General features: G+C 42.6%; 16 protein-coding genes. 9 read left to right on the top strand and 7 right to left on the bottom strand.

The genetic code is table 11. The features are described from left to right. Positions 1 to 3 precede the first annotated feature (3 nt). From nuoG to GARC_RS12705, 9 genes are all read left to right on the top strand, one after another. Positions 4 to 2,796 carry an NADH-quinone oxidoreductase subunit NuoG gene (gene nuoG, locus GARC_RS12745; protein ID WP_007620646.1) on the top strand — a complete coding sequence of 931 codons (2,793 nt, stop codon included), beginning with the start codon at positions 4 to 6 and terminating at the stop codon, positions 2,794 to 2,796. Continuing rightward, the gene (gene nuoH / locus GARC_RS12740; protein WP_007620645.1) at positions 2,796 to 3,749 is read left to right on the top strand and encodes an NADH-quinone oxidoreductase subunit NuoH; all 954 of its coding nucleotides are present in this window, start codon (positions 2,796 to 2,798) and stop codon (positions 3,747 to 3,749) included. Before nuoG ends, nuoH begins: the two co-directional genes overlap by 1 nt. A gap of 2 nt (positions 3,750 to 3,751) precedes the next feature. Then, entirely contained in the window at positions 3,752 to 4,267 is a 516-nt protein-coding gene (nuoI, locus tag GARC_RS12735; RefSeq protein WP_007620644.1) for an NADH-quinone oxidoreductase subunit NuoI, read from the top strand. Beyond that, complete coding sequence (gene nuoJ, locus GARC_RS12730; RefSeq protein WP_007620643.1) at positions 4,264 to 4,818, top strand: NADH-quinone oxidoreductase subunit J; 555 nt, start codon at positions 4,264 to 4,266, stop codon at positions 4,816 to 4,818. Before nuoI ends, nuoJ begins: the two co-directional genes overlap by 4 nt. After that, positions 4,818 to 5,123: an NADH-quinone oxidoreductase subunit NuoK gene (nuoK, locus tag GARC_RS12725; RefSeq protein ID WP_007620642.1), complete on the top strand. Its 306-nt coding sequence runs from the start codon at positions 4,818 to 4,820 to the stop codon at positions 5,121 to 5,123. The genes nuoJ and nuoK overlap by 1 nt, the downstream gene beginning before the upstream one ends. Positions 5,124 to 5,125: 2 nt before the next feature. Then, on the top strand, positions 5,126 to 6,946 hold the full coding sequence (gene nuoL / locus GARC_RS12720; RefSeq protein ID WP_007620641.1) for an NADH-quinone oxidoreductase subunit L: 1,821 nt from the start codon (positions 5,126 to 5,128) through the stop codon (positions 6,944 to 6,946). After that, positions 6,934 to 8,385, top strand: coding sequence for a complex I subunit 4 family protein (locus GARC_RS12715; RefSeq protein WP_007620640.1), 1,452 nt, complete (start codon positions 6,934 to 6,936; stop codon positions 8,383 to 8,385). The genes nuoL and GARC_RS12715 overlap by 13 nt, the downstream gene beginning before the upstream one ends. After that, positions 8,382 to 9,815, top strand: a complete 1,434-nt coding sequence (locus tag GARC_RS12710; protein ID WP_007620639.1) for an NADH-quinone oxidoreductase subunit N — start codon at positions 8,382 to 8,384, stop codon at positions 9,813 to 9,815. Before GARC_RS12715 ends, GARC_RS12710 begins: the two co-directional genes overlap by 4 nt. Before the next feature lie 102 nt (positions 9,816 to 9,917). After that, on the top strand, positions 9,918 to 10,298 hold the full coding sequence (locus tag GARC_RS12705) for a hypothetical protein (RefSeq protein ID WP_007620638.1): 381 nt from the start codon (positions 9,918 to 9,920) through the stop codon (positions 10,296 to 10,298). Between the two features lie 68 nt (positions 10,299 to 10,366). Here GARC_RS12705 and GARC_RS12700 read toward each other — a convergent pair whose 3' ends face one another. The 7 genes from GARC_RS12700 to GARC_RS12670 form a co-directional block, all read right to left on the bottom strand. Continuing rightward, complete coding sequence (locus tag GARC_RS12700) at positions 10,367 to 12,640, bottom strand: M6 family metalloprotease domain-containing protein (protein WP_007620637.1); 2,274 nt, start codon at positions 12,638 to 12,640, stop codon at positions 10,367 to 10,369. A gap of 179 nt (positions 12,641 to 12,819) precedes the next feature. Next, positions 12,820 to 13,440: a hypothetical protein gene (locus GARC_RS12695; protein WP_039989563.1), complete on the bottom strand. Its 621-nt coding sequence runs from the start codon at positions 13,438 to 13,440 to the stop codon at positions 12,820 to 12,822. 70 nt (positions 13,441 to 13,510) lie between these two features. After that, complete coding sequence (locus tag GARC_RS12690) at positions 13,511 to 14,347, bottom strand: LysM peptidoglycan-binding domain-containing protein (RefSeq protein ID WP_007620634.1); 837 nt, start codon at positions 14,345 to 14,347, stop codon at positions 13,511 to 13,513. Positions 14,348 to 14,349: 2 nt separating this feature from the next. Beyond that, positions 14,350 to 15,042, bottom strand: a complete 693-nt coding sequence (locus tag GARC_RS12685; RefSeq protein ID WP_007620632.1) for a peptidoglycan-binding domain-containing protein — start codon at positions 15,040 to 15,042, stop codon at positions 14,350 to 14,352. 100 nt (positions 15,043 to 15,142) lie between these two features. Then, positions 15,143 to 15,547: a hypothetical protein gene (locus GARC_RS25955; protein WP_007620630.1), complete on the bottom strand. Its 405-nt coding sequence runs from the start codon at positions 15,545 to 15,547 to the stop codon at positions 15,143 to 15,145. A 263-nt stretch (positions 15,548 to 15,810) separates the two neighbouring features. Continuing rightward, positions 15,811 to 16,731 (bottom strand): alpha/beta fold hydrolase, encoded by a 921-nt coding sequence (locus GARC_RS12675; protein ID WP_007620628.1) that lies wholly within the window; start codon positions 16,729 to 16,731, stop codon positions 15,811 to 15,813. Between the two features lie 82 nt (positions 16,732 to 16,813). Further along, on the bottom strand, positions 16,814 to 17,644 hold the full coding sequence (locus tag GARC_RS12670) for a mechanosensitive ion channel family protein (RefSeq protein WP_007620626.1): 831 nt from the start codon (positions 17,642 to 17,644) through the stop codon (positions 16,814 to 16,816). Positions 17,645 to 17,947 lie beyond the last annotated feature (303 nt).

Below are 17,947 nucleotides of genomic sequence, written 5' to 3'. Positions count from 1 at the left end.
TTTATGGCCAAAATTTTTATCGATAACCAAGAATATACCGTTAAGGATGGGCAAAACCTATTACAGGCTAGTCTGTCGTTAAAACTAGACTTGCCTTATTTCTGCTGGCATCCGGCCATGGGCTCTGTTGGCGCTTGTCGGCAATGTGCTATGACTCAATACCAAGACGAAAATGACGCTCGCGGACGAATGATTGTTGCCTGCATGACACCAGTAACTGAAGGCATGCGCGTCAGTATGCAACAGCCTGCAGAGAAAGTGTTTCGAGAACAAAATATAGCGGCATTAATGACTCATCATCCCCATGATTGCCCAGTTTGCGCTGAGGGTGGTGAGTGTCATTTACAAGATATGACGGTAATGACAGGGCATCATGAACGACACTACAAAGGCAAAAAAACTACCTTTGTGAATCAGGATCTTGGCCCCTTAGTCAAACATGAAATGAATCGCTGCATCACTTGTTATCGCTGTGAAAGGTTTTACAAAGATTATGCTGGAGGCACAGACTTAGCCGCGCAAGCTTCAAGCAATAAGGTATATTTTGGCCGCCAGAGTGATGGCACTCTAGAAAGTGAATTTGCAGGAAATCTAGTAGAAGTATGTCCAACTGGGGTGTTTACTGACAAACCTTTTGGGGATCACTATAGCCGTAAGTGGGATTTACAGTCTGCTCCATCGGTGTGCCAACACTGCTCAGTAGGCTGCAACACCAGTTTATCGGAACGTTATGGCTCGGTGCGACGTGTCACCAATCGCTTTAATGATCATTTAAATGGTTATTTTCTATGTGATCGTGGCCGTTATGGTTTTTCCTATGTCGATAACGAGGCACGCCGCCTAACCATCACTTTGGATGGACAGCAAAGTCAATGGGCTGATACCACCTTAAATGTACGCCTAAAAAACCACAATAAATGGATTGGCATTGGCAGTAGCCAAGCCAGCTTGGAAGATAATTTTGCTCTGCAACAACTTGTTGGAAGTGAAAACTTCAACCCTGGACTTGATGCTCAACAAGAAAAGTTACTGTCAACCCATCTGGCTATTTTGAATCAATGGCAAGCAGCCAGTTTGGCACAAATGGAACAAGCTGATGCAATAGTGATATTGGCTGAGGACGTAAACAATAGTGCACCACGCATTGCGTTATCGATCAGGCAAGCTCTGCTTAATAATGCTCGTGAGCAAGCTGAAAAATACAGAGTACCTGGCTGGCAAGATGCGGCAGTAAGAGCCTTACAACCTCACAATAAAGTGCCTTTGGCCATTCTGGGTTATGGTGAAAATGACTTAGCAAAACAAGCCACTATTCATTTAGTCTGCGACGCCAAACAAGCTGCTGAACAAGGATTTTTGTTGGCCAATTTACTCAATGATCGCGCCACCAAACCTAAAGTCACTAAAGTCGCGCCACAAACACTTGAACTGCTTGAGATCCTCAAAACAGCTAAACGCCCTTTGATAGTCACAGGTTGGTCAGCTAATAACCCTGCCCTATTAGCCGCAGCAAGTAATATTCGCAATGCCCTAAAAGCGCAAAATTCTGGCAACAAAAATGCTGAAGATGATGCCATGTTGTGCATTGTGCCGCCCGAGGCAAATACCTTAGGTTTAGGCTTATTGACTCAAGGCGGATATTTGAGCATAGACAGCTTAAATGCTGAAAATAAAAATACAGAAAAGACCAATTTGTTGGTATTAGATCATAGCTCTGCTACTTTTGCCAAAAGACTCGATGAGTGGCGTCTTCAATCAGATAATGTAATACGTTTAAGTCAACTCGGAACACCTAGAACCGACGAAATAAACCTGCCAGTGTCCAGTTTTAGTGAATGCAGTGGTTCAGAACTTAACTATCAGGGTTTAATCCAATCTCACTTACCTGCAACTAAACCATCTGGGCAATGTTTACCAAGCTGGCAATGGCTAGTGAATATCGCCAGATTACGTCAGCATTCACTTGGCGAAGTCGATAATTTGGGTCAACTGCGGGATTTACTCAGCCAAGATTATCCACAGCTGAGTGTGCACTTTAATGAGCACCATCAAACCCCTTTAGCTTTGCAAACGCCAAGAGTGAGTGGCCGTACTGCTATGTTGGCCAATCAAACCGTGCATGAGCCTAAACCTTTTAGTGAAATAGGTGCGCCTTACAAACAAAGCATGGAAGGCATACAAGCGGGTCAATCCAAAGAGTTTCCTTTGGCTTATAGCTGGTCTCCGGGTTGGAATTCTAATCAGTCGAACCATAAATTTCGCGATGAATACCGTGGCAGTGAGCTTTATCCACAAGATGGCGTGAAATGTATTACCGCAAAACACAGCGATCAATGGTTTAAATGGCAAGCAGATTGGTCAAAAAACAGCAAAGCTCAATGGCAGATATTGCCGCTACAAAAAGTATTTGGCAGCGATAATTTAAGTTTACATGCGCTGCCCATTGCTCAGCTAAAAGTGCAGGCACAAATTGTGATGAGTCCAGGGGATGCTGAGAAATTTAGCTTTATCGCTGGGCAACTGATTTACTGTGATGACAACCCTACCCCCTTACAATTGACAACCAGTCACTCTGTGCCAAAAAGCAGTGTATTGGTGTATGTACCGGCTGATCAGCTATTCGAAATAAACCAATGTGATCAGCTTACTGCCGCCACAAGTAAACAAACATCAGCATACAAAGAGCAAATATTACAACAACAAGCTGAACAAGTGACAGTCAAACAGCACCATCGAGACCGCCTGCTGGCGCAAGATCAAACCATCCCTATCCATTTTATTGAGGGAGTAAGCTGATGCCTGAATTAGAACTGATGATAATGATCGCCCTTATGGTGGCTATTTTGGTACCTACAGCCGCGATGTTGGTATGGTTTGAACGACGTTTGTTAGGTTTTTTTCAGCAACGTTATGGCCCAAATCGGGTTGGCTACTTTGGGATATTGCAATCCCTCGCCGACCTGATAAAAATTCTCTTCAAACACGACTGGATCCCTCCATTTGCCGACCGACCAGTATTTGTATTAGCACCACTTATAGGCGCAATGGCAATATTGATGAGTTTTGCTGTGGTGCCAATGGCACCGAGACTAGTGGTCTCAGACAGTAATATTGGCTTGTTGTTTTTTCTAGCCATGACCTCGATGGCGGTGTATTCAGTGGTACTGGCAGGCTGGGCCTCTAACAACAAATATGCAGTTTTAGGGGGGATGCGTGCTGCCGCACAGACTATCAGTTATGAAGTGTTTATGGGTGTGTCACTGCTAGGTGTGGTGATTTTAAGCGGTAGCTTCAGATTAAGCGATATTGTACTAGCGCAACAAGATATGTGGTTTGTGTTCCCGCAATTTATTGGATTTGTAGTTTTTATGATTGCCGGAGTCGCTGAAAGCCATAGATTACCCTTTGATCTTCCCGAAGCAGAAACTGAATTAACGGCTGGATTTCATACTGAATACTCAGGGATTAAATTTGCCTTGTTTTTTCTAGGTGAATATCTCGGCATGATGTTGATTTCGATGATGATCACTACCCTGTTTTTAGGTGGCTGGATGGGCCCTTGGTTACCCCCTTTTGTGTGGTTTGTGTTGAAGACCATGAGCTTGATTTGTTTCTTTATTCTTCTTAGAGCGGCCTTGCCTCGCCCTCGCTTTGATCAGTTATTAGAGTTTGGTTGGAAATGGATGTTACCACTGGCACTACTCAATCTGGTGGGCACTGCCGTTGTCAAGTTATGGGGAGATTTTTAATCATGCACACCCAAATTAGAACCATGTGGACAGTTTTCAAACATTTGTTTGATCGCACAGACACGGTTCAATACCCCGAACAAAAACCTTATTTAGCACCTCGTTACCGCGGCCGAATTGTATTGACCCGGGATCCTGATGGCGAAGAACGTTGTGTTGCCTGTAATTTGTGTGCCGTGGCTTGCCCAGTCGATTGTATTTCCCTACAAAAAACCGAAGACGATCACGGCCGCTGGAGAGCCGATTTTTTCAGGATTAATTTCTCACGCTGCATTATGTGTGGTTTGTGTGAAGAAGCTTGCCCTACTTATGCTATTCAGCTGACCCCTGATGTGGAAATGGCCGAATACGACAGACAAAACATGGTCTACGAAAAAGAGCACCTGTTGATTGACGGCTCTGGTAAATATCCTGATTACAACTTCTATCACAAAGCCGGTATCAGCATTAAAGGCAAAGACAAAGGACAAGCCGATAATGAAAAACCTCCCGTTGATGTAAGGAGCTTAATGCCGTGAATATCGAGAGTGGCCAACTATTATTCTATGTCAGTGGCAGTATTGCCGTGCTAGCTAGCCTGTTTGTTGTCACCAATAAAAACGCTGTACACGCGCTACTGTATTTAGTAGTGAGTTTATTGGCATTGGCCATGTGTTTTTATCTACTGGGAGCACCCTTTGCAGCTGCCCTGCAAATTATCGTTTATGCCGGTGCGATTATGGTGTTGTTTGTATTTGCGGTGATGATTTTTAATATCAATCAAACAGACATCGATCGAGAGCAGCAATGGTTAACTTGGCAAAGCTGGGTGGGACCATCTCTATTAGCCATGATTTTACTCGGGGAAATCGTCTTTGTTTTACTGTCTCAGCAAAACTGGGCCACAAACCCATCATCAGTCACGCAAATAGAGTTAGTGGATGCCAGAGCTGTGGGTTCATTGTTATTTGGCCCTTATTTGCTGGCAGTTGAAATTGCTTCATTCTTGCTTTTGGCAGGATTAGTCGGTGGTTATCATCTGGCCAAAGAGCTTCCCAAAAAAACCACTACGCAAGGGGGTAGCCAATAATGACAGTTCCTATTGAACATGGTTTTGTGTTGGTTGCACTGCTTTGGGCTATCGGGCTAGTGGGTTTGTTAAGCCGTAAAAACACCCTGTTTATGCTGATGTCTATGGAGATTATGCTAAACGCAGGCGCGCTAGCGTTTATTTTGGCCGGAAGTCTATGGCAGCAAGCAGACGGACAGGTTATTTATATCCTGATCCTAAGTATTGCCGCTGCTGAAGTAGGACTCGGCCTGGCCTTGCTGATCCGTTTACGTCAACACATTGGCGACTTGGATATTGATAAACTAGATGAGATGAAGGGATGAATATGCAAGATTTGCTTTTCCTTGTACCGCTATTGCCCCTTGTCTCGTCCATAATATTGTTGCTGCTGGCAGGTCGACTTTCACCTATGTTAGTTGCTGTATTTGGGGTGGGCTCAATGGCTTTAGCCGCCATATTGACACTACTTATTGGCATCGAGTTTTTGGGCATGGGTGGTGATTCTTTCCAACAAGTTTTATTCAATTGGTTGCCTATTGCTGGAGCGCCCCTTAACTTCGGTTTACATCTAGACCAGCTTTCATTGGTGATGATGGGGGTGATAACTGGCGTGGGTTGGATGATCCACTGGTATGCCGCGGCCTACATGTTCGGCGACAAAGATGTGCAGCGCTTTTTTGTGTATATGAATCTGTTTGTATTTGCCATGTTGATGCTGGTGTTAGGCGATAGCCTAGTGCTGTTGTATTTAGGCTGGGAAGGTGTGGGTTTGTGCAGCTTCTTGCTTATCGGTTTCTGGCAACATAAGGCCGATAACGTTGTTGCCGCTAAAAAAGCTTTTATTGTGACTCGGGTTGGCGATACTGCCATGATGATCGGCTTGCTGATCCTATTTAGTGAATTTGGTAGTTTACACATCACTACTATTGTCGATTCAACAGTACAAGTTTCTCAATCCAATTTATGGTTAGCCTGTTTATTACTAGTAGGTGGCGCAGTAGGTAAGTCGGCTCAATTGCCGCTGCAAACTTGGTTGCCTGATGCCATGGCTGGTCCTACCCCAGTAAGCGCACTGATACACGCTGCCACTATGGTGACAGCAGGCGTGTATCTTATTGCCAGAATGCATCCGCTGTTTCTACAAGTTGAAGGAATACTCAATTTAGTTGCTTGGATTGGCGCGCTAACCTTAGTGTTGGCAGGCGTAGCCGCCCTCGCCCAAACAGACATAAAACGCATTTTAGCCTACTCCACTATGAGTCAAATTGGCTATATGTTTTTGGGTTTAGGTGCCTTGGCTTTTGATGGCGCTATTTTCCATCTTATGACCCATGCATTTTTTAAAGCGCTGTTGTTTTTAACGGCTGGTAGCATTATTTTGAAAATGCACCACCAGCAAGATATCTTCAAGATGGGTGGTTTGTTTAAAAGTTTACCTCTGACCTCTACCTTTTTGTTAATCGGATTATTAGCCCTGGTGGCCTTTCCTGGCAGCTCTGGTTTTTTTAGTAAGGAAGCCATACTAGCGGCAACTTACGAAGCTCATACCGCCGGCCCAACTCTGTGGTGGATTGGCGTACTTGGTGCATTCCTCACTAGCCTGTACAGTTTTCGCCTGTTATTTATTGTTTGTTTTGGCCCAGCCAATCATGATCTAAAAGAAGCTGATTACAAAGCATCCAGTCAATTAGTGGTGCCCTTGTTACCTTTAGTGACATTAGCTGTAATCGGCGGATTTATTAGCTTAGATTTTAGTCTGGTATTTGGCCCGGCTCATCATCCGCATATTCCCTTGTGGATTGAATGGATGCCTGTAGCTGCGTCTTTGGTGGGTTTTATCCTAGCTTGGGCATTGTATTTTCCACGCAAAGCTATGCAGGCTAATGATGGAGTTATCAGTCATTTCTGCCGGGATGGATTAGGTTTCGACTGGCTCTATGAGCAGATTTTTACCAAACCCTTGCAACTGTTTGCCCGTATAAACAAAAGTGATGTGATAGACCATTTCTATCACTTCGTAGGCTGGCTCAATTTTAGTCTTAATGAAGTCTTGGTTATCAGCCAAAACGGTAAGTTGCGCTGGTATCTGTTCGGCACCCTCGCTGGCTGTGCCCTGATGTTAGGAGGGTTACTATGGTGGCGTTAAGTTTTCTGATTTGGCTCCCATTGATTTTTGGTGTTTTCGCCTGGATCAGTGAGAATAAATTTAAAAGTTCAGGCAACTGGATCACCCTAATTAGTCTATCCGGGCTGTTGATTTTTAGTATCTACCTTGGCATCAATGGGACCAGCAGCCTTAGCTGGGAGTGGTTTGCGCGCTTTAATATTCATTTTGCGTTGTTGTTCGATGGCCTTGCCTTATTGCTCGTCATCTTGACAATAGCATTAGCCATGCTGGCGGTTTTGGTTTCATGGAATGATATCGAAAAACATCGAGGCTTCTTCCACTTCAATTTGATGTTTAGCGTGGCAGGTATTATAGGGGTGTTTTTAGCTGCCGATCTGTTCTTGTTTTTCTTATTTTGGGAAGTGATGTTATTGCCCATGACCGCATTAATTCTGATTTGGGGTCATGAAGGTCGTCGCTATGCTGCGCTGAAATTTTTTATCTTTACCCAAGTAAGCAGTTTGTTGATGTTAGTCGCCATCATTGCCTTGGCGCTTTACCATCAAGACCAAACAGGGGAACTTAGCTTTAATCTTGGTCAATTACAGCAATTAGTGATACCCGAGAATATGCAATTTTGGCTGATGCTGGGTTTCTTTATTGCCTTCGCGGTTAAATTACCTATGGTGCCATTTCATAGCTGGTTACCCGATGCCCACACCCAAGCTCCCACAGCTGGTAGTGTTTTATTGGCGGGCATTTTACTCAAAACTGGTGCCTATGGATTGATCCGCATTGTTTTACCACTTTTCCCAAGCGCCACTATGGAATTTGCGCCAGTGGCAGTCACTCTGGGAGTGATTAGCATTATTTATGGGGCCTTGATGGCCTACAGCCAAACTGACTTTAAACGTCTGGTAGCCTATTCGAGCATTAGTCATATGGGTTTTGTATTGTTAGCATTATTTAGCTGGCATGAAGTGGCCTTGCAAGGCGCCATCTTGACCATAGTGGCTCATGGAATAAGCAGCGCTGCCTTGTTTAGTATGGCTGGTCTCATCCAACATCGTATTCATAGTCGTGAGCTTGGAAAAATGGGTGGCATGTGGGCGAGTGCTCCGAAAATGGCCACGGTCACCTTGATTTTTGTGATGGCAGGCATTGGTATGCCGGGAATGGCTAACTTCAATGGTGAGTTATTCACCTTACTCGGCAGCTATCAACAGTTTCCGGTGCAAACCATAGTGGCATCTTTAGGCATAGTTCTCTCGGCTGTTTATGGCCTGCATTTATTTCAACGCGCTTTTCAAGGGCCGCCCAATGTGGATGTAGTTGACTTGCATATGCGGGAATTGGTATTCACCAGTCTTTTAGTAGTCGCCTTAATCTATTTCGGATTACAACCACATATAGTGTTGGATCTGAGTAGCGAAACCATTAGTAGTTTGATGCAAATCGCCGGGGAGGCACATCCATGAGCATGCAAGAATTGTGGTTGCTGTTACCTGTGTTGATTATCAGTGCTGGTATTCTGGCAGTGATGATCCAAGCAAGTTGGAAACGCAGTCATTTTATTGCCCAAGGCATTTGTCTGGTCACTCTGTTGCTGGCGCTCGCGGCGTTAATTTACCAATACCCCACAGATGTGAAGACCATCACCATACTATTTGAGTACGAACCCATTGGCGGCTTCTTTAGTTTATTACTGTTGCTGGTAGGAATATCTGTTGCCCTGCTACAAGGCCCGTACATGGGAGCAAACTGTAAAGAAGTGGCGGAGGAGTTTTATTTACTGCTGTTACTTTCGTGCTTAGGTGCAATGTTGTTAGTGATGTCTCGCCATGTGGGCAGCGTGATCCTCAGCATTGAATTAATGAGTTTGGCGATGTTAGCCATTCTCGCTTATAACCGAGAACGTAAACTCGCCCTCGAAGGTGCAATGAAGTACCTGTTGTTGTCTGGCGCTGCCACTAGTTTATTGCTTATAGGTTTTGCCTTATTGTATGCCAGCAGCGGACAGATGATGCTAGTTGATATGCTGCAATCACCCATGGGCCTGATGGCCAAAAGTGGCTTTGTTTTAGTATTAGCAGGCCTTGCCTTTAAATTGTCTCTGGTTCCGTTACATTTCTGGACACCAGATGTTTATCAAGGGGCACCGGTTAATTCTACATTGCTGCTCACCAGTTTGTCTAAAGCCGCAGTCTTTGCGTTGTTTATCAAATTAATCCTGCTTGTCCCCGCTGATTTTGAAGCCGACATGATCCGAATGCTGAGCTGGATGGCGATTGCCAGTATGCTGTTAGGCAATTGGTTGGCCTTGCAACAACAAAGTCTGAAGCGTTTGATGGCCTACTCGGCTATTGCCCATATGGGTTATGTGTTAGTGGCGGGCGTGATTGCCATGGGCATAGATCACAGTTTAGTGCTCGAAGGTGTCAGTTATTATTTATTAGCTTATTTGGTTGCCTCAATCTTAATATTTGCCGTTCTCACACTATTATCCAGGCTCGATGACCAGCAAGATGTCGATGAGTTACCTCAATTACAAGGCTTGTTTTGGCAACATCCATGGCTTGCGAGTATTATGACTATCGCTTTTCTATCGTTGGCCGGTATGCCTATTACTATAGGTTTTATTGGTAAATTTTATCTGCTCACTCTAGCAATAAAACTCTCTGCTTGGTGGCTAGTCACGGCCATGTTGGTGGGCAGTGCCGTAGGACTCTATTATTACCTGCGGGTCATATTCACGCTTTTTGCTCCTGCCAAAAGTGACATCCACCAAGCATCAGGTGCCTATGTAACCAAAATATGGGTAGGTCTTATTACGGCAAGTCTTCTGTTACTCGGAATATTACCCGGCCTGTTGGGAGACCAACTAAGAAGCATATTGGCAATTGGCTAGTCTTTTTAGAGCATTCTTTTACTGATACTATTAATGTTGAAGATTTTAGATATTGAGTTCATCTTCAATTATCTATGGGCAATAGTATAAAAGGCAGCTAAGTTGATTTCAAAAAAAGTACGTGAGTTGTTCGTTTCTCTAATGGAGGCCACCAGCAATAACAGCACATCTATGGTGACATTTGATCCTGAAACGGAGATTTATAGCGGTTCTTTCAACGTGGCAGTACTTGATAAATTCATCCATGAAGGTGTTTTTGAAGTTGTTGATAGTGACACTGATACCATAAATTTATTGATGAACAATAGAGATGATTTCTTAAGTGGTTTTGCTTCCGGTGTTAACGAAGCAAAATTAGGTCGGGATCAATATTACGCAGATTATAATGCCAATCCTTTTGCCTTTTCAGTGGGTTATGAGCACTTTTTGTATATGAATAAAAAGCCCAAAAGACTTGAAGGTTACGATTGTCACGGGTTTTAGAACAGTATAAATAAACATCATCGACTGCTTTGCCAGTCCTTACGAAGACTGGCAACAACAAACATTATCTAGTAACTTATTTTTAGTCCCCAGGCCTGCAATACCCCAATATCAGCAGAAGCTAAATCTCGGATCCTTAACTGCCAATTACCCGCTATTGATTCATTCAGCAACCCTTGCAGGCTAGGCGTATCAATCGTGTTATAAGAACGTTTAATGTTATTTTTAGAAGCCCCCTCCTTGTCATGCAGCAATACAATGCGCCCGGATGGTGCTAGCAGCTCTACTTGTAGATCTCCGATATAACTATGTTCGATATCAACCCAAGCAGTTATCTCTTTTAAATGTCCTTTTTTATTTTGAGATATTTGAGAGGTTATACCTTGGAAGTTGTTGTCAGGGATCACTAAGTTAGGAGTAGACTCAATCTCGATTTCTCGCACAGAAACTGGATTTACTTCAATATTTAGTTCCCAAAATAACAAACGCCCCACGTCTGCTGACGCATTATCTTGTACATTAAGGGTCCATTCTCCCTCTACATTTTCGCCATGAAATACTGCTAAACTGGCCAATTCTGGGCTACTAGCCAGTTCAGGACTACTATCTAGTTCAAGACTGTTCCAAGTTTCAAATATGTCATCGCCATCATTGCCTGTTCGGTCGTGTAAAATAGCAGAAGAACCTGACGGTGAACGTAAACTTACTTTCAAATCACTTATCCAACTATGGATGATTTGCACACTTACGGATATTGCTTGTATTTCTCCAGCTGAATTAACACTCAAATGACTGGCGACACCAGCGCTATCATTATCTGGAATAACTAGATTTGGAGATGAACTGACAGTAAAGTGACTAGGCTTGGCAGAAATACCCGCCGAGAACGTTATAACCGAAGCGGGTTCTGAGACATCACGAAGTTGCAATCCTGAATCTGTATCGTCCCACTCCCGGCTTGAGGGAACCGTTTCATCTGAAATCACAATGCCACTTTGAGCAGTAAACAAATCAGTATCATCACCGGCATTACGATTATTTTCCAAATCCAAATGTCCATCAGCTTGCACTAAAGCACATTGATAATGTTCATTCCTGGTACCCTCTTGCCACTCATTTGAACCTAAAGTGTCGCAATGCAATATAGCTAGACCACTAGATGGTAAATGCCTGTCTAAGGCGATTTTAGAGCGGTTTTCTATTACAAAATACTCGTTTGCTTTGTCTGTTGTATATTTTAAGATGCTATCGTATTGCCCATGTGTAGCTGAAAATTCTCCTGCAGAATTTAAATCAATGATGTGATCGACCCATCCTGCCAACTCTCGTAAATATCCACATATAGGTGCTGGTGTGCGTCGATCGTTTAAGTGATTTCCAGATCCCATTAAACAATATCGTCCAATGCCTTGGCTTTTTTCAAAATCACCATCACGTTTTCCATAATCATACATGTCGGGAAAACGACACAATAAATGTCCGTTCTCATGACAAATGGTGCCAATGCGTAAATCAACACTATGCTGCCCTAAACCAGTCAATTGATAATAATGGGTTCGCATGTTGCCATAACTTAATCGTTGAAAATGATTGTGTGGCCACAAATCCCCGTCGTATTGAGATACCCCTGCATATAAAAAATTAATGGCATCCACTACGCCTTCATTTTTTGAATCAAATTGTTGCAGATCAATTCCAAGATCATCCACCACTATATCCATTGCCTCTTTAACCAACAGATTATTAATGTAATGACTACGACGTTTTGACAACCTAATAGGGCCAACAACTAGGTTGGTGTAAGTTAATTTATCACTGGAAACAATTTCGAAATAACGTTTTACTGAGCAAAAATTGCCATTTTGACTGTAGTTATCGCTGTTAAACATGGCGTCAACATCAGCATGGGATATGTTGGTTCGTATATCATCAAAATCAACAATAATGGTAAGACCCTGCACATTTCCTTGATGCAGCTTACGTCCTTCTAATAATCCTCCTTCTGCACCTAGTGTTCGCATAACACTAGCGTTTCCTACTTCTTCAGAAGGTCTTAATTGTTGATAGCGTAACCCGAATTTTTCATTGCGTACTTTTGGACTGTCTTTTAAGTGTTTGCGCAAAGTTGTAGGTTTATTTTTATGTAAAGGAATACCGCTGGATACCAATCGCCCTACCGCTAACTTTGCATAACAGTATTCGCCCCTCTGAGTATCATAAACAACCGTATACCCATCTATAGTTTCTCTTCGAGCATAAAACTCATCACCAAATATTTTTAATTGAATGGGATCACCGACACTTTGATCCGCAATGATTACTTCACCATTTAATGCACTCATAAATAATTTCCTTACTATGTTTATATAAACATCTTCAAAGGGACAGTACCAAGCCCATTCGGATCATCCCTTGCCGCTATTAAGCGTAGTATCAATATTGGCTATGAGTGCCGTCTTTTACAGATTTCTCCCACTAAGATATATTTTTGTTTAATTTCGAAGAGTTTTTGAACGCTCTATCAATCAGGGTATTTGCTCTGGTAAATCCCCATACGTTCATCGAGCACTTTTAAAAAAGCAGCTCGTGCTTGTAGGTGTTTTGATGCCTTCAGCGTTTTGCGGGCCTCCAATACAGTGACATTAGTGTCATCCCTAAGTCCTGGTGGTTTCCACCAATTAGATAAGCGAGTTAATCCTTCTTGATAAGCCAAAGCGGAGATAGCATAAATTCGTTCTGCATCGGCTTTTTGGCCACGTTGATAAGCCAGTTGCGTGACCCTTAAGATAGGATGCAAACTAGCCTCTATCCATTCACGAAACTCCTTGGCGGCACCAGAGAGTAATTGCATTTCATCCCATTGCACTGAACCTTTTTCTGTAGCAAACACAACAACAGTGTCCGGCGCGCGACTTTTATCAGGGACTGTAGGGGTGATTTTAATAAACTCAATCAATTGCAATCGTTGTTCATCGGATAACTGTTTCGAGCTCACTAGTGGTGGCTGCACTTCGTTATTGAGGATTTCTGTGGCGCTGACTTCGGCGCGGCCATCGACTTTTATCGCCATTTCTACACGCCATTGATCAGCAAATATGCTGTATTTGATGGCGGAGTGTTTTATAGATTCGTTGGTAGACATATTGTCGCTCGCAAAAAGGTCATTGGCAAAAATTAGTAAATAAACACAAAGGAAAATTCCTAGTAAATGACTAGTTTTGTTTAGCCAGGTTGCCCCCGGTTCCTTTGTATAGTGCGTAGCCGTACTTGTTGCACACCCACTTGGCGGATTCCAGTATCGCTGTATTAAAGTCATCATGTTTATCAAATTCAGCATCGTACTCTGCTTCTAAGGTGGATTCTGATCCCGGTGTTTTTTTCGTTCTGATGGTCGCAAACTGTACCTCACCACTTTGCACCAGATCAACCAAGGTTCTATCAGAAATAGAGACTGCAATATCTCCACCACTAAAGCAGACAGCATCGTTATCCAAACCATCGGTAAAACGCGTGTAGGGATGGGTATGATAAGTCCCTACCATAAGGTTATCAGTATCGGCACTTAAATCGGGGGTGAAAGTGCCAGTTGTGCCAGAGCCGGTGCGGTTCATATGAGTTTCCTGTGAGTCGACCTTAAATGCAATACTGCCACCATGTTCTAAGGCGATTTGTTTCATCTTAATACAGTGAAACTCACCACTTTCGTTAGGCGCTAAAAATACATCTTGGCCGCTCATTTTAATGCTGTCTAACCACAGCTCGTTCATGGTGGTATTCATATCTGATGGCAATTCAATACTAGCTGGCGCCGCCGCTATATCATCGCAGAGGCTGGGTATTTTGATCACTTCGCCGACGTTAATCTGATTGATATTACCGCTGCGAATACGGGCAGAATTTGCTATTTCACTGCCACCCTTGTAGTCGAAAAGATCAGTTGCTCGCATACGAAATCGATGAGCAATTTTTGTCATGGTATCGCCAGCGACTATGCTGTAATCCTCTCCCTTAGTATAATAGTCTGAGACAAAGTCTTTTAATGTGCTCATAATCAAATTCCATGTACTTTTTTCAAGGATCCAGCCGTTAATGAGCCGATAATTGAATCAACTGCAGACAGTTCGCCACTGCTCAGACCGTTGGCCGGCGAATTATTGATGGCCCAAGATTGAAAGTTATTGACACCATTATCAGTTAAAGGCCCTAGATCACCATCGACTGGACCAACGTTGAAAGCCATATTTGTTAACCTAGCCTGTACGCCTTTGATATTAGATTTAGAGTTAGAGTAAGGCTCGACTTCACTGAGATCACCAAGGCGAATTTTGATGTTTAGGTTACTGTCGGGGAAAGTTAGTGTGCCAACATGGCTGAGTATAGGTACATCGGCTTCTATGACGCCGCCAGTGGCTGTGCCTTCAATAGTCACACCACCAATCTCTAGGCTGTATTTTTCTTCAAATGCTTTGGCTTTAAAATGTTGCAGTTTTAATTTGATGTGAACCGTTGCTTTACCTTTTTTAATAAATTTGTGTCGCTTGTCGCTAGCAATGGACACTTTTTTGGTAATCGGTTCGGGCACAAATAAAGAATCATCTTGGGAAAGCAAATTGGGGTTTGGTCTAGTACTTTTTAGCTCAGTGTTACCTCCGTCGTCCCAAACAGTCTTTGGATCGCGACCCAGTTCATGGCATATTTTACTTAACCATTCTCCACTTTGTACCTTGTGGGTTTTTCCGGCCATTGTGTGTTTCCTGTATCTTCCTTTGTTTTTGTTAATCGTTTTTGATCAAGAACATTTTGAATATCATGGAGACTTAGCTCGAGCTAATTAATTTACATATCTAAGCTTTATACCAAGATTCCTTGTCATATTCAGGAAAACAAACCTTACACTCACCAGGTTTTATCCCATCAATTCTCGCAAAACCATCCCCATCCAAGGTGCCTTTTGCAACCTTGCCATCTGGCAATTCAATCTCATACTTTTCACCAGGTACTGGGCTATCTTCTTCATCTAATAACTCAAATTCGACCCAACTGGTATTTTCTTGTTTTTCTTCGTCAGATTGATCTTTAAGAGGTTTAAAGGGAGGTACAACTGTTGAGCCATACTTGCCTTGTTTTTTCTCTATCTCTTTAGCTTTTACCTCAGCAACCTTTCCAGGGTTAGCATCATCAGCCTCAAAAGCTTCTACAGGGTTTGCGGGGGCGACAGCATTTATTGACTTTCCACCTTTAGCTTTCATAATAAAACGCTCTTATTTAAGTAACAAGCCAACATTTGTAAGGGATACTGACGCCCTAAAATAATTTAATTGCGAATAATTTAATTGCGGCTACGACAACAACAATGCCGAGTATAGGAAGAATAGCCGTTATCCGCTATGCAAATAACTGACTAAATTGAGAAAATATTGACCTTGCTAAATTAACGTTTTCTTTTAGTAAAACTGGATAGTCAATTATTTAAAGATGCCACTAGTAAAAATGACTAACCCATTAAATTACTTCATCTTCTATCACTTAAATTAGTTTTTATATGTGTAACAATGTTGTCGACTATACTTGCTATCAATTCACTCGGAAAATCATGCCCCATCCCAGGGTAAATTTTAAGTTTTGCGTTAGGTATTGCATCCGCAGTTGCCTTACCTCCAGCAACATTCACTAATCCATCGCAGTCACCATGAATAACTAAACTTGGGATATTTAGCTTTGATAATGCTTCTTCTCTATTACCAGCAGCCATTATTGCCAGCATCTGGCGCAAAGTGCCTTTTGCTGTGATCCCGCGCTCTAACATACTGCCGACATATTCATGTAAATAAGCATCGGAAGATGGATAGTCTGGGCTGCCAATAACCTGCCATTTATTGATGTGGTATTGCATCCGGTCTTTATACTCTTTTGAAGCTGGTTTTTGAGCTAAAGTTTCACGAATGTTTTTATTGACTGAAGGGAGCTTTTTATAACCCGTTGTGGACATGATGGAAGTTAATGTTTTCACTCTTTTTGGGTGATGGATAGCCATCAATTGCGCAATCATGCCTCCCATCGACGCTCCAACTACGTGCACCACATCTAGGTTAAGGGCATCCAATAAAGCAATAGTATCTTGCATCATATCTTCAAGTTTATAAGGCTCACTTATTGAAAGTCCTAGTTTCAATTTTGTCATCACCCAGCCCATATTAGGGATATGAAAATGATTTAATAACTCAGAGTGCCCAACATCACGATTGTCTAAAAGTAAAACTTGAAAGTCTTCCGCTACAAAGGCATCAATCATTGCCTTAGGCCAGCCAGTTAAAGGCGTACTTAAGCCATGAATGAGTAATAATGTTGGGTGTAGTGAATTCCCATGAAGTTGATAGGCAATATCAACACCATTAACCTTAATCACGTCTTCAATCATTGAGTCATTATTCATTTAAGCAATTCCTTTATACATTAACAGAGGCTCTCGTTTCACTTTGAAGTGAGTTGCGATAGGGCAATTGTAAATCTGTGTTCTAAGAGCGTTCATCATTAATAAGACTAACTTCTCGCTTCGGAAAGGGAATTTCTATACCCTGCTGTTTAAACGCGTCATATATTGCCAAATTAGCAGCATACTTGAATTCAAAATACTTATAAGTTGGAGCCAAAAATCTAACACCTATATTAATTTTACTATCAGCAAATTCGTCGATACCTATTATGGGGCCACGTGTATTATTAATACCTTCAATACCCTTAAGGGCTGCTTCGACAATAGTGATAACTTGATGAGGATCAGATTTATAGGCTACCCCTACGCACAATTCCACCAGCTTCTCTTCCTTTGAATTGTGCATGATTTCGCCCACTACAAGACGATTGGGGATCTGAATACGCACGTCGTCTTCGTCGACCAATATGGTGTATGCCAGATGCACACTTTCGACCAAACCGGTTTGCCCCTGAACGCTCAAAGTATCGCCCACTACAAAGGGTCTAGTAATAATAATGGTAAACCCTGCTGCGTAGTTAGATAACATGCCCTGCAAAGCCAAACCAGCGCCTAAAGACAAAGCTCCCACTATGGCAATTAACGGGGTTACATTAATACCCAGCCGCCCCAAAACCATCATAATGACAAAGATCACAATAACAAGATGTGCAGAGTTGCCAACAAAGCGGCTAAGCGTGATGTCGACCTTTTTGCCAATCATCAGAACTTCGACTGCTTTCCCCAACTTTTTGGCAATCACATATCCGACAACCAAAATGATCATGGTAACGAAGATTTGTAGACCGTTATCAATCAAATACTGCGTGATTGAGTTAGAGATGACTTGTAATTGTTCGAGCTCTTTATCCATTGCTGAGTGTTCCGTATTGGCAGGGGCAGCCCCTAGGATTATTGACGTTTTTTCTGAAACGTCTTGTATGCACAATTAAATTCTTGTGTTGTTCATTTGTGAGTTTAAATATTTATTCAGGCATGTCCTAGCCTGTAGGCTATCGGGATGGTTTTGATTAAGTAATTTTCAATAAGTTTTTTATCTGGGCTAGCTGCTATATAGGGAGAATAAACGCTATCTCTAATCTAAGCAATCAACAACAGCCTGTGCTTTAGGGTAATAAGCATCACAAGCCATTCGAATAACCAGTGCATTTAATTC

Origin of the sequence: Paraglaciecola arctica BSs20135, from assembly GCF_000314995.1 — a bacterium.
GTDB lineage: Bacteria > Pseudomonadota > Gammaproteobacteria > Enterobacterales > Alteromonadaceae > Paraglaciecola > Paraglaciecola arctica.
The sequence above is the reverse complement of the archived record's forward strand: the minus strand, read 5'-3'. Positions and strand labels throughout refer to the sequence as shown.